Genomic DNA, 12,427 nt, shown 5'->3' with positions numbered 1-12,427 from the left:
CGCGTAACCCGTCGCCACGCGCCCGTCGACCGATCTCGTCGCCGCTCGCGTCCCGGATGCCACACTCCGCATCCGCTCCGGCCACCGCACAGGCCACATTCCGAACCGCCGCCGCCCACCGGCACCCGCGCATCGCGGGGCCGCGGTTCGACGCAGACTCATCATCAAAAGGAACTTCCTGATGTCCCTCGCACACGCAACCTCTTTCGCGCCGTCCAACACCTCCTCCGCTTCGTCATCCGCTCCGCACCTTCGAGCCGTTCCGGCCGGAACCGAAGCTCGCGGGTTCGTCCTCTATGTCGGGATCGACGATGCCAAGGCGGCGGCAGCGGGCACGAGCCTCGGCGCAATCGTCCAGGCGCTCAAAGCTCTCGCCGCCGACCTGGCGCCAGAGTCCGAGACCTACGCGGCAGTCGCCCTGGCGCCGGAGGGCGCAGGCGGCCGCGACGTCGATGTCGTCCGGCTCGCCCTGCAGGACCCGTCGGCCCTCGCCAAACACCGCCAGGCCGAAGAGCAGGAAGAGCTCGATCGGGCTCATTCCGGTGTTGTCATCGACATCTCCCGTAAGCGCCTGGTGCTCGACAACGAGTCGGTCAGCCTGACCTACAAGGAGTTCGAACTGCTGCAGTATCTCGTGCTGCGGGAAGGCCGCACGATTGATCGGACCGAACTCATCTCGTCGCTCTGGAAAGCCGGTGACGAGGACGAGGTGCCCAACGAGCGCACGATCGACGTACACGTGCGCCGCCTGCGCGCCAAGCTCGGCCGCTACGAGGACATCGTCCGCACCGTTCGGGGCGTTGGTTACCGCTTCGACCGTCACGCCGATGTGTCGATCCGTCACTCCTCGACCCCGTCACCGGATCTCTTCTAGGGGTCGCGTGCTTCTCAGCCGGCCAGCTCGGTGAGCCGCGCGGCGAGATACGGTGCCGTCCGGCTTTCCGGATGCTCCGCCACCGTCGCCGGCACGCCAGCCGCCAGGATGCGACCCCCGGCGTCTCCGCCCGAGGGGCCCATGTCGATGATCCAGTCGGCGGTCGCGGCCACGTCCATGTCGTGTTCGACCAGAACGACGGTATTTCCGGCGTCGACGAGCCGGTTCAGCTGGGTCATCAGCAGTTGGACGTCGGCTGGGTGCAGCCCGGTCGTCGGTTCGTCGAGCAGGTAGAGGGTGTGGCCACGGCGGGCACGCTGCAGCTCGGTGGCAAGTTTGATGCGTTGCGCCTCACCGCCCGAGAGCTCCGTTGCCGGCTGACCCAGACGCAGGTAGCCGAGTCCGACGTCTGCCAGGGTCGCGAGGCTCCGAGCGGCAGCCGGAACATCGGCGAGGAACTTCGCGGCGTCGTCCACTGTCATGCCGAGCACCTCCGCGATGCTCTTGCCCCGGTAGTGGATCTCGAGGGTCTGCGCGTTGTAGCGGGCGCCTTCGCACACCGGGCACGGCGCATAGCTGCCGGGCAGGAAGAGCAGTTCGACGGTGACGAATCCCTCGCCCAGGCAGGTGTCACAGCGTCCACCTGCGACGTTGAAGGAAAACCGGCCCGCGTCGTAGCCGCGGCTGACGGCATCCGGAGTGGCGGCGAATGTCGAACGGACCGCATCGAACAGCCCGGTGTATGTGGCCAGGTTGGAGCGCGGTGTGCGGCCGATCGGCCGCTGGTCGACCCGGACCAGACGGTCGATTGTGTGGAGTCCGCTCACCCCGGCGACGACGGTAGCGCCTTCGCCTGCCTCGGCGTCCACCTCGACGATGGAGGCCTCGGTCTCTGGGCCGCGGCCGAGCCCTGCTCGCACGGTGTCCGCGAGAACGCGGCTGACGAGCGTCGACTTACCCGATCCGGACACACCGGTCACCACGGTGAGCACGCCGAGCGGCACCGAGACGTCGAGATCGCTGAGATTGTGGCGGGTGACCCCTGACAGCCGAAGCCAGTCGGCGACGAGACGCGGCAGCCGTGGCGCCGCCCTGGCGGCCGGATCCCGGAAGAGGAACGGCCGGGTGACGGATGCGTCAACCTCGGCAAGCCCAGCAACCGGGCCACTGTAGAGCACCGAGCCGCCTCCCGAACCGGCGCGCGGGCCGACGTCGACGAGCCAGTCGGCGTGGCGGACCACGTCCATGTTGTGCTCAACGACGAATACCGTGTTGCCAGAGGCCTTGAGCTGTTCGAGCACCACGAGGAGAGGCTCGGCGTCGGCCGGATGCAGGCCGGCGGACGGTTCATCGAGCACGTAGACCACGCCGAACAGCCCCGAGCGCAGCTGTGTGGCGATGCGCAGTCGCTGCATCTCCCCCGGCGACAGTGTGGGCGTCTTGCGGGCGAGACTGAGGTAGCCGAGGCCCAGCCCTGTGAGCACCTCGATCCGGCTGAGAAGATCGGCGGCGATGGTCACCGCAACTTCCGTGACCTCGCCGGATGAGGCGGAAGACACGGCGGCCGTCGCGGTACCCAGCCGTGCGGTGGGCCGGAGGATCTCGGCGAGGCCAGACAGCGGCATCCCGTTGAGATCGGCGATCGTGTGACCGGCGAAGGTCACGGCGAGCGCCGCCTGGATATGGCCGCTCCCGCCGCACTCGTCACAGGGGCCGGTATCGACGAAGCGCATCGCTCGCGCCCTCGCGGTCTCGCTCTTCGAGTCGGCGAGGGTGTGCATGATGTAGCTTTTCGCGCTCCAGAACCGGCCCTTGTATGGTTTTGCGACCCGGTCCCTCTGCGGTGTCACCTCGACGACTGGCTGCTCATCGGTGGAGACCAGCCACTCGCGGGTGGATTCGGGCAGGTCACGCCACGGGATGTCGATGTCGTGGCCGAGTTCAGCGACGACATCACGCAGGTTCTTGCCCTGCCAGGCACCCGGCCAGGCGGTGATGGCGCCATCGCGGATGCTCAGCGACGGATCGTGGACGGCCGACGACTCCGTCACCGTGTGTGCGATACCGAGACCGTGGCAGCGGGGACAGGCGCCGATTGCCGTGTTCGAGGAGAACGAATCCGAATCCAGCCGGGCCGCACCCGGTGGGTAGGTGCCCGCGCGAGAGAACAGCATCCGCATCGAGTTCGACAGGGTGGTGAGCGTTCCGACCGTCGACCGGGAGCTGGGCGCTCCCCGGCGCTGCTGGAGAGCCACAGCGGGAGGCAGCCCTGTGATGGAGTCGACGTGCGGGGTGTGGCCCTGGGCGATGAGCCGCCTGGCGTATGGCGCAACGGATTCGAGGAACCGGCGCTGCGCCTCGGCGAAGATCGTGCCGAATGCGAGCGAGGACTTGCCCGAGCCCGATACCCCGGTGAAGGCGACAATGCTGCCGCGGGGAACGTCGACGTCGACGTTGTGCAGGTTGTTCTCGCGCGCTCCTCTCACCCGGACGAATCCTTCGTCTGGCAGGTTGTGAGAAGTAAAGACGGGGTCCTGGAGTGAAGTCGACATCGTCTCCATGCTAGGCCGGGAGTCCGCGGGAACCTCTGGCCTTGCAACAAGCGCGGTTCTCTGCCACGGGTGGATGTGAGCCCCCGAACGGGTCAATCGATCAACCGGCAACACGGGCGGCAGCTACGCTACAGAACTGACACACCATGACGCATCCGACGTGGTCGACCCTGCGCCGCGGACGGCCGCTACGGCGAGCTGAACCCTAGGGCGTCATCACCTCTGGTGTGCTCGGCGTGATCCTCGGCATGGGCGCCATCCCTCCTGATCATGGTGATGCTTCCTCTGGCCTGCGTCCTCACGGTCCGCGCCGTCCCGTACACGCTCACGGCAACCTTCATCCTCCGGAAACGGCGCGCGGCACGGAGGGCATTGGCTGCCATGCGGGAGTTCGACGGCGAGATGAGCGCCGCAAGCTTCGGCGGGCCTGGAAGCTGATCGTCGCCAACCGGGTGTTCGGCTGGACGATCCGGTGCACCGGCGCCGGAAACGCGGGGTTCGCGCTCCAGACCGGGACTTCGAACTTCGGCTTCCGAAGGCAATCGGAGTCTGCGCCGTCCGGGGCTCCTGCCTGACTCCCCTCGCCGAAGCGAATTCTCAAAAAATAACGTTTGGATAACTAGACGCTGTTACCTTTCCGTTATATATTCAAAGAGCGTTAGTTGTTTGCTGTGGCAGCTACCGCGGAATGTGATTGCAGGACACTCTTGGTGCAAGGGGAGGGCCGGTCGTAAGCCTCTACGACCGGCCTTCAATCCGTTAACGGGCAACCCGGGCCGGGGCCGTTAGCCTGAGTAGATGAATCACCCGGACGCCGCCTCGCCGCCTCCTCCTCGCATGTTCTCCCGTGCAACGCTGCTTGGCGCCGGGTGCTTCGGCATCGGACTTCTCGTCGTCGCGGGCGGGATGCTCCTCGCCGCCCAATGGCTGTTCAACGGGGATGTCGCGCTTCTCGTCGTCGGGCTTCTCCTCGTGATCGTCGGAATCGCCACGAACATCACCGGGCTGGTCATGCTCTACCGGGGCGTGACCCGCCCTGGCAACGAGCCGGGAGGCGGCACCGAACCCCCTAGGCTTGGTCGACAGGGAGGCCCTCATGACGGATCGTGAACTAGCGGTAGCAGCGTGGGAGTCACTGTTTCGCGCGCAGGTCGGAGTCATCCGCGTGCTGGCCTCCGAATTCCCCACCCGCACGATGTCGCTCAATGAGTACGACGTTCTTTTCAACCTCTCACTTCAGCCGGAGCACCGTGCTCGGCTCCGCGACATCAACCAGCTTGTGCTGCTGAGCCAGCCCAGCGTCAGCCGCCTCATCGACCGGCTCGTCGCCCGCGGATACGTGTCGAAGCATCCGGACCCCACCGACAAACGCGGGACGATCGTCGCGATAACGGATGCCGGCTTCGACCAGTACCGGGACGTCGCCCGGCTGCATATGGAAACGATCACCGATCTCATGGGTTCTGCGCTGAGCGACGACGAATTGCGCCAGCTGGCCGCTCTGACAGCGAAGCTGCGCCGTTCGAACCCGGATCCGCAGGTCCGCCTCGAGGACGAGTAGCAGCGAGCTCACGCCTACGCCCTTCCCTCGTGCAGCTCGACCATAACGAGGCGGGCGACGGCCGCCGGCCCAATCGCTATGTCCGATTCCCGCTAGCCCGTCGGCATCCGCTGTGTCAGGCTGAACGCGTGGACTTCACCGAACGTTACCGCGTCATCCAGGCGAAGGACTCCCGATTCGACGGGCAATTCATCACCGCGGTTCGCTCCACTGGCATCTACTGCCGCCCCTCCTGTCCGGCGCGGACGCCGAAGCCCGAGAATGTCACCTTCTACGCCACGAGCGCTGCAGCCCACGAGGCGGGCTATCGGGCGTGCAAACGTTGCCTGCCCGAAGCCGTGCCGGGCACTCCGGCATGGAACCTGCGCAACGACCTCGCCTCACGGGCGATGCGCTTGATCGGCGACGGCGTCGTCGAACGTGAAGGCGTGCCAGGGCTGGCCGGGCGGCTCGGCTATTCGTCGCGGCATCTGACTCGCGTCCTGCATGAAGAACTGGGCGCCGGTCCGCTCGCCCTCTCCAGGGCACATCGGGCACAGACCGCGAGGACGTTGCTCACCTCAACCGACCTGCCCGTCGCCGACATCGCCTTCGCGGCCGGGTTCGCCAGTATCCGGCAATTCAACGACACCATCTCCGAGGTATTCGAGCTCACCCCTGTGCAGATCAGGGCGAAAGGCTCCCGGCGCTCGGCGACGCCCGGGGTGTTGTCGCTCTCGCTGCCATTCCGGGCGCCGTTCGACGCCGCCGGGGTGTTCGGCTGGCTCGCCCCTCGCGCGGTGACCGGCGTGGAGATCGCAGCTGCGAACTCCTACTCCCGGACTCTGCAGCTGCCGGGCGGTCCTGCCCGCTTCACCGTGCGTTTCGACGAAAACGCGCTCCGCCTCGATGCACAACTCACACACCTCGGCGACCTTCCTGTGTTGACGTCGCGGGTACGGCGCGTGTTCGATCTCGATGCCGACCCGATCGCCGTCGACACCGCGCTTCGAGCCGACCCGACGCTTGCGCCGCGCGTTGCCGCCATTCCCGGCATCCGTCTTCCCGGTGCCGTCGACGCCGAGGAGATGCTTTTCCGCGCCATCATGGGGCAGCAGATCACCGTCGCCGCAGCGCGCACCCAGCTCAACCGCCTTGCCGCCGCCTGCAGCACCGAACTCGAATTCGTCGGGCAAAGCTCAGGGCTCAGCCGCCTGTTCCCCACGGCCGCCCAGATCGCGGCGACCGGCCGCGAGGTGCTCGTCGGACCTCGGGCAAAGATCGACACCGTGATGCGTGTTGCGAACGCCCTCGCTTCGGGCGAACTGGACCTCGGCCTCGGCGACGACCCGGCCGAGCAGCACGCTCGGCTCACCGCGATCGCCGGCATCGGCGACTGGACCGCAGGCTATGTGGGGATGCGTGTGCTCGGCAACCCTGACGTCTTCCTCCCCGGTGACGTCGCGGTCCGCTCCGGGGCGCGTGCACTCGGTCTGCCCGCCGAACCCCGGCCGCTGACCGCGTACGCCGCAGGCCTCGCCCCCTGGCGTTCCTACCTGTGCCTGCACCTCTGGCGCGCCGCCGGCCTTCCGGCCCCTTCCGCTTCGCCTGCCGAACAGCAGGCACCGATCCCCCAGGAGATCCCATGACCGCCACAGCACCGGCCATCCACGAGATTCTCGACACCCCGGACGGACCTTTCGGCATCCTGGCCCGCGCCGACGGCACCGTCCTCGCATCCGGCTGGACGGCATCCATCGACCCACTGCTCGCGCGCATCGCTCATGGCCTTCGCCCGGACGCCGTGGAGCCGGGACACGTTGAAGCGGCAGCCGACGCCGTCGGCGCCTACTACGACGGAGACGTCTCGGCCATCGACGCCGTCCCTGTCGTCCAGCACGGCGGCGAGTTCCGCATGCGCGGCTGGGCCCAGCTTCGCCGGATCCGCCCAGGTCACCCGCAGAGCTACACCGAGTTCGCCGCGGCCATCGGCAACCCGCGCGCGGTGAGAGCAGCGGCCAGCGTGTGTGCGACGAACGCCCCAGCTCTGTTCGTCCCCTGCCACCGAGTGCTCCGCACCGACGGCACTATCGGCGGTTTCGCCTGGGGAGTCGAGGTCAAGCGCTCCCTCCTTGCCCGGGAGGCTGCCGCCAGCTGACTTCGGTGCTCACGTCACATCGCGTTGCCCGAAACGGTCGCGTCGCCGCGGAAACTCCAGCCGTTCCTGGCAACGCGGCGTATCGAAGCCATTCCTGGCCACGCAAGGGCGCCGCTCAGCCCTCCTGGCGCAGTCGTTTCGACTCGAGCACGGCCTTGGCTTCCGCCTCGATCGCGGCCTCGATCCCGGCAGTCCCCCGCAACGGCAGCTGCACCGCATACTCGGCCTTGATCCCCGCTCGCAATTCACGCACTCGCTCGATCTCCGAGTCCACTTCGGCACCGTAGAGGATCGCCATGTTGCTGAGGTACAGCCACAGCAGGAACACGATCACGCCGCCAAGGGTCCCGTAGGTCTTGTCATAGTTGCCGAAGTTCGACACGTAGAAGAAGAAGCCGAACGTCGCAGCGGCCCAGACGACGAGGGCAGTGGCCGAGCCTATGGTGAGCCAGCGGAATTTGTGCTGCCTCACGTTGGGCGTTGCGTAGTAGAGCGTGGCGAGAATCAGCATCGCCAGAAGCGCGAGCACAGGCCACTTGGCCAGGTCCCAGACGAGGATCGCCGCGTCCGGGAGCCCGATCATGTTCCCGACGGCTTCGGCGACGTCTCCACTGAGCACCAGGATGAGCGACATCGTCGTAAGAATGATGAGCGAGATGACGGTCACAAAGAGGATCACCGGCTGCAATTTCAGGAACGGCCGGCCCTCACGGACTCCATAGATCCGGTTCATGCCCCGTGAAAACGCACGGACGAAGCCGGACGCCGACATGATCGCACCGACCAGACCGACGACGAAACCGAGACCCGCGGCGGGCGTGGCCGTGAGGTCCTGGATCGGACCCTTGAGCGCCTCCGCGGTGTCCTGCGGCGCAATCGACGAGAACAGGGCGACCAGCTGTTCGGTCACGTTCGAGCCCTGGTTGACGAGCGACAGCAGTGAGACGATCGCCAGGAGCGCTGGGAACAGCGCGAGCACCGCGAAGTAGGTGAGACCGGCGGCGACGTCGGCCACCTCGTCCTTGCCGAATTCTCCCAGCGCCCGGCGGTACACGGGCAGCACATCCTTGGGTCGCAACCGCGGCGGCGTACGCACTTCGGCATCCGACGGCGCCATCTCGGCGAGTTCCGCGTCGGACGGAGCCCCAGCGAGGGCGGTGTCCCTGTCCTCCTTCGCGGCCTCATCCTGGTCGGTGTCAGTGTTATCGCGGACCATGGTCGCCGTCCCGCCCGTGTTCACCCGTCGTGATGGCCACTACCGCGGCGATGACGATCGCGACGAAGCCGGCGACCACCGCGATGACTATCCCGCCGGACACCCGGCGGCGGATCTCCGCTACCGTGGACGCCAGGTCTTCCCGGATTTCCTCCAGGTTGAGAATCTGCACGTGCTCCCCCATGTTGTTGTCGCGATCGCGTCGGTCGGTGGGGAGCGTCATCACGACGCCATTCGCATCAGCCATGTTTTCACCATAATCGTCGCCCGCGCAAAGCAGGTAGGGCTTGCCCGTGCTGCCGGGAACTGGCAGCGAACCGCAACCCCTTCGGCCCGGCGACGCCACCTCTTATCCTGAAATTGTGGCCAGCGTCTCCGTCGTGATCCCCGTCTACAACGACGCCCACATGCTTCAGATCTGCCTGGACGCGCTGGCACGTCAGACCCGCCTGGCCGACGAGATTGTCGTCGTCGACAACGCCTGCACGGATGCCTCGGCACACGTCGCCCGGTCGGCCGGCGCCCGCGTGGTTCCCGAACCGACCCGCGGGATCCCTGCGGCAACCAGTGCCGGGTTCGATTCAGCCCACGGCGACATCCTCGCCCGGCTGGACGCGGACTCGATACCGGCGCCGGACTGGCTGGAACGGATGGAAGCCTTGCTGGACGCGCACCCGGAAGCGTCCGCCGTCACCGGGACCGCCGAGTTCTACGGCGGGAACAGATTTCAGCGCTGGTTCGGCGGCTCGTGCTACCTCCCCGCTTACTTCGGAGCGATGGGGATGCTGCTCGGTCACCCCCCGCTGTTCGGTTCGAACTACGCCATCCGGGCGACCGCATGGCGTGAAGTTCGGGAGTCCGCCCATCTCGACCGGTCCGATGTGCACGACGACCTCGACCTGAGCTTCCAGTTCCGCCCGGGCATGACTGTGCATTTCGACCCCGCGCTCCGGGTCTTGGTATCCGCGCGCCCGTTCATTCTCTGGAACGGGTTCATCCGCCGGGTTCGCCTCGGCGTGATCACCGTAGCCCTGAACGTGCTCAGGGAATCACCGGTCGCCAGACGGCGACGACGGTCGATCTCGGCCTGATCCGGATGCTGTCACACCCCGCGGTCAGTCCGTCTTCGGGTAGCGCCCGGCCTTCAGCAGCCGGGCCAGGTGGACGGCGTTCGACACGGCGGCAGAAAGCGCGGATGCGGTGACCTCAGGCGTGCTGTCCAGGTCCTTGTAGTCGGTGGTGTGCATGGCCTCGCCGTTCCAGTACGAGACACCCTGGGCCGGGATGGTGTACCCGTAGTCGTTGAGCGCCTGGAACAGGTCAGCACTGACTTTGTGGGCGCCGTCTTCGTTGCCGACCACGGCGACGAGCGCGACCTTGTCATAGAGGATCGGCCGGCCGTCGGCATCCGTCTCCGAAAGCTCTGCGTCGAGCCGCTCCACGACGCGGGAAGCGACGCTCGACATGTGGCCCGCCCAGGTCGGCGTGCTCACGAGGAGGATGTCCGCGGCGAGAACCTTCTCGCGGATCGACGGCCACGCGTCACCGTCACCCATGTCGGTCTGCACTCCGGGTCGAACGTCGTGGTCGACGACGCGTATTTTGCTTCCATCGACGCCGTGGCTCCTCAAGGCCTCGAGGAACTGGTCGGCAAGCAGGTCGCTGCTCGACTCTCCGGGAGAGGGGGTGAGGGTGCAGATCAGGGCCACAGCGCTCAGGTTCGAGGATTCCATCGGGCCAGTGAAGCAAGGTTCACAACACCCAGTCAAGGCCTTGCTCGAAGCGGGCGGTGATCGCTTGACCCATGTACAGTGCCGGGACAGACTGGCCCAGACAAAGGAGATGCAATGAACGATCCACGCGACCGGAACGTTCCGGAAGAACAGAGCGCGCCCGACGAGGCGCTCATCGGCCCTGGCAGCACAGCAACCGGTGGCGGCACGTCGCAGGGCGGAGACACCGGCCAGAACAAACCGGTGCAGCCGCTTGACCCGGATGGCCCGGGATCGACCCAGCTCGCGGACGAGCATTCCCGGCAGCCGGACCTCTGATTTCGGCAAGTCATCTGGCCGGCGCTCGATGTCAAGGCCCTTGAGCACCGGGATGACCGCGCCTAGCGTTAGAAGGGTTAGGCCGCGATATATCGCGGATCGCCAACACAGAAAGCGAGGGACCTTATGGGACTCGGAGACAAGATCGGTAACGCCGCTCAAGAAGCTGGCGGCAAGGCCAAAGAAGGCATCGGCAATGCGACCGACAACGAACGACTTCAGGCCGAAGGTCAAGGCGACCAGGCCAAGGCCAACCTCAAGCAGGCTGGCGAGAACGTGAAGGACGCCTTCAAGTAACGCGACTTCACCCGTGGCCCGGCTCCGCTGCCTTTGCGGAGACCGGGCCACACCTCGTTAACGCGATCAATGCAGATCTGACGATCGCACGGTCATCGTTCGTTGACCGAGGTCACGACCATCGGACCCTTCCGAAGGAAGCGTGCCCGCGCGAAAAGGTAGAAACCGTATGCGATGAACCCGCCCGCCATCAGCATGAGCAGCGTCCCGCCACCCCATGGCACCGAGGCGACCCATTTGAGAGCCCCGTCCAGCCCGCGGGCCACCTTCGGATCCGTGAAAGCGGCTGACGCGACGAAGAGTACACCCGTAATCATCAGGGCCAGCCCCTTGGCCACATGCCCGACGATGCCGAGCGCCCCCACGAACCCGGAGAGCAAGCCGTGTAGTGGCCGCAATTCCTCCCGGAAATTCCTCGTCACCCCTCGGAAGACCAGAGTTCCGCCTACGGTGCCGACGAGGACGCCGACCGCGGCCAGCAAAAGGACACCTCCGGGAAGTTCAAGGAGCGCGGCACTGAACCCCTGCCAGGTCTTCGAAGCGTCGGATCGCGCACCGAGGGCATAGGAACCGACGACAATGCCGATGGCCGCGTAGCCGATCGCTTTTCCCACATTCGTCAGGCGCCGCATGATGACGAGCCGCCGTTTCTTCGAGACCACCTGGGCAGCCTCGGTCCATTGCAGCAGAGCCAACCCGAACAGGGCGATCGCGGCGGCACAGAGCAGAATCATGCCACCCGGCCCATCGGCAACGGTTCGGAGCGCACCCGACTGGTCCGCCTCACCACGTGAACCCCAGGCCACACTGATCGCGATCGCCCCGATGAGCACATGGATGATCCCGTTGGCGAGAAGACCAGCCCTGCCGATACCCCTGACCTTCGGATCGCGGTTTGCTCGTCGAGCCGCTTCCTTGACCTCGTCGCGTTTGCGTCCCCGGTCCTCGTCGGGACGGTCATCGCCGGATGTCACGCGTCACCGCTCCTCGGTCCGGTGCGCTTGCGTGTAGGTGGGGCTGTCACGCCTTCATCCTAGGAACGATCCGGGCCGTGGGCATCGCGGAAAGGCTTCCCGCTCGAAAAATTCGATACCTCCTCACTGGTAGGAGCGGACGATCACCCATTCGGATTCGATTTTCACCGCGTCGACCACGACAGACTCACCGTTGTCGTCGGTCGCCTGGAACCGCCAGCCGATCCGAACCGACGGCGAATGCGTCAGAAGGGGATGCGCGTACTCGGGTTCGCCGAAGAGCGCTGTCGGGGTGTCGGTCACGCGCCACCGACGGTCGCGCCAGTACATCCGCAACGGCAGCGTGCCGTCGGTCCAGATCGTCGCCGTTCGATCCGTCGCTGTTCTCATAATGCCTTCTTCGTAGATATGTTCGAATGTTAACGAAGCATAGACGGATTATCCCGACACGCCAAGACCGGAATCTCCGATTCCGAAGAGGGTTATGGATTGCTATGGAATCGACTGCCGCCATCGCCTGGATCGTGTCATTCGTGCTCGTCACCGTTGCGGTCACCGGGCTTTCGCGCCGGGTCGGCTGGTCGGCGCTCGTCGCGGTCGGCGCCCTTCGCACCAATGCGGCCTTCCTGGCGGACGCCCTCGAGCGGCCGTCCGTCGGGGAAGAACCGTTGCCTGCGACCTACCGGCGGCTACGTCGCCTCATGCTGGCCGCCGAGCGGGATACCGTGCTCACCGCCCAGGCGGAGCGGAGATACCAGGAGCACG

16 protein-coding genes are annotated in these 12,427 nt (G+C 66.4%); 10 read left to right on the top strand and 6 right to left on the bottom strand.

From position 1 onward, the window contains the following. The first annotated feature begins 181 nt into the window (after positions 1–181). Complete coding sequence (locus JWP90_RS05625) at positions 182–874, top strand: winged helix-turn-helix domain-containing protein (protein ID WP_297360863.1); 693 nt, start codon at positions 182–184, stop codon at positions 872–874. A gap of 14 nt (positions 875–888) precedes the next feature. Here JWP90_RS05625 and JWP90_RS05620 read toward each other — a convergent pair whose 3' ends face one another. Continuing rightward, on the bottom strand, positions 889–3,426 hold the full coding sequence (locus tag JWP90_RS05620) for an excinuclease ABC subunit UvrA (protein WP_297360860.1): 2,538 nt from the start codon (positions 3,424–3,426) through the stop codon (positions 889–891). 270 nt (positions 3,427–3,696) lie between these two features. Here JWP90_RS05620 and JWP90_RS05615 point away from each other — a divergent pair, with 270 nt between their 5' ends. From JWP90_RS05615 to JWP90_RS05595, 5 genes are all read left to right on the top strand, one after another. Beyond that, on the top strand, positions 3,697–3,864 hold the full coding sequence (locus tag JWP90_RS05615) for a hypothetical protein (RefSeq protein WP_297360857.1): 168 nt from the start codon (positions 3,697–3,699) through the stop codon (positions 3,862–3,864). A gap of 360 nt (positions 3,865–4,224) precedes the next feature. Continuing rightward, positions 4,225–4,536, top strand: a complete 312-nt coding sequence (locus JWP90_RS05610) for a hypothetical protein (RefSeq protein ID WP_297360854.1) — start codon at positions 4,225–4,227, stop codon at positions 4,534–4,536. Next, complete coding sequence (locus JWP90_RS05605; protein WP_297360851.1) at positions 4,523–4,987, top strand: MarR family winged helix-turn-helix transcriptional regulator; 465 nt, start codon at positions 4,523–4,525, stop codon at positions 4,985–4,987. The genes JWP90_RS05610 and JWP90_RS05605 overlap by 14 nt, the downstream gene beginning before the upstream one ends. A gap of 128 nt (positions 4,988–5,115) precedes the next feature. Beyond that, a complete protein-coding gene (locus JWP90_RS05600; RefSeq protein WP_297360848.1) occupies positions 5,116–6,615 on the top strand; it encodes an AlkA N-terminal domain-containing protein in 1,500 nt (499 codons plus the stop codon). Next, a complete protein-coding gene (locus JWP90_RS05595) occupies positions 6,612–7,124 on the top strand; it encodes a methylated-DNA--[protein]-cysteine S-methyltransferase (RefSeq protein WP_297360845.1) in 513 nt (170 codons plus the stop codon). Before JWP90_RS05600 ends, JWP90_RS05595 begins: the two co-directional genes overlap by 4 nt. Positions 7,125–7,239: 115 nt before the next feature. Here JWP90_RS05595 and JWP90_RS05590 read toward each other — a convergent pair whose 3' ends face one another. After that, the gene (locus JWP90_RS05590; protein WP_297360842.1) at positions 7,240–8,340 is read right to left on the bottom strand and encodes a YihY/virulence factor BrkB family protein; all 1,101 of its coding nucleotides are present in this window, start codon (positions 8,338–8,340) and stop codon (positions 7,240–7,242) included. After that, the gene (locus JWP90_RS05585; RefSeq protein ID WP_297360839.1) at positions 8,327–8,587 is read right to left on the bottom strand and encodes a hypothetical protein; all 261 of its coding nucleotides are present in this window, start codon (positions 8,585–8,587) and stop codon (positions 8,327–8,329) included. Before JWP90_RS05585 ends, JWP90_RS05590 begins: the two co-directional genes overlap by 14 nt. A 115-nt stretch (positions 8,588–8,702) precedes the next feature. On the opposite strand from JWP90_RS05585, the gene JWP90_RS05580 reads away from it, so the two are divergent. Next, positions 8,703–9,431: a glycosyltransferase family 2 protein gene (locus JWP90_RS05580; RefSeq protein ID WP_297360836.1), complete on the top strand. Its 729-nt coding sequence runs from the start codon at positions 8,703–8,705 to the stop codon at positions 9,429–9,431. A gap of 24 nt (positions 9,432–9,455) precedes the next feature. Here the strand turns inward: JWP90_RS05580 and JWP90_RS05575 are convergent, their stop codons facing one another. Next, positions 9,456–10,073 (bottom strand): flavodoxin family protein, encoded by a 618-nt coding sequence (locus JWP90_RS05575; protein ID WP_297360833.1) that lies wholly within the window; start codon positions 10,071–10,073, stop codon positions 9,456–9,458. Between the two features lie 114 nt (positions 10,074–10,187). On the opposite strand from JWP90_RS05575, the gene JWP90_RS05570 reads away from it, so the two are divergent. After that, entirely contained in the window at positions 10,188–10,391 is a 204-nt protein-coding gene (locus tag JWP90_RS05570; RefSeq protein ID WP_297360830.1) for a hypothetical protein, read from the top strand. Positions 10,392–10,517: 126 nt separating this feature from the next. Then, a complete protein-coding gene (locus tag JWP90_RS05565) occupies positions 10,518–10,688 on the top strand; it encodes a CsbD family protein (RefSeq protein WP_297360827.1) in 171 nt (56 codons plus the stop codon). Positions 10,689–10,780: 92 nt separating this feature from the next. Here JWP90_RS05565 and JWP90_RS05560 read toward each other — a convergent pair whose 3' ends face one another. Together JWP90_RS05560 and JWP90_RS05555 are read right to left on the bottom strand one after the other, a co-directional pair. After that, positions 10,781–11,662 carry a DUF1206 domain-containing protein gene (locus JWP90_RS05560; protein ID WP_297360824.1) on the bottom strand — a complete coding sequence of 294 codons (882 nt, stop codon included), beginning with the start codon at positions 11,660–11,662 and terminating at the stop codon, positions 10,781–10,783. A gap of 123 nt (positions 11,663–11,785) precedes the next feature. Further along, on the bottom strand, positions 11,786–12,052 hold the full coding sequence (locus JWP90_RS05555; RefSeq protein ID WP_297360821.1) for a hypothetical protein: 267 nt from the start codon (positions 12,050–12,052) through the stop codon (positions 11,786–11,788). 104 nt (positions 12,053–12,156) lie between these two features. Here JWP90_RS05555 and JWP90_RS05550 point away from each other — a divergent pair. After that, on the top strand, positions 12,157–12,427 hold a 271-nt coding region (locus JWP90_RS05550; protein WP_297360818.1), incomplete at its 3' end, for a hypothetical protein.

The sequence above is a fragment of the Mycetocola sp. genome (genome assembly GCF_025464835.1).
GTDB lineage: Bacteria > Actinomycetota > Actinomycetes > Actinomycetales > Microbacteriaceae > Mycetocola_A.
The sequence above is the reverse complement of the archived record's forward strand: the minus strand, read 5'-3'. Positions and strand labels throughout refer to the sequence as shown.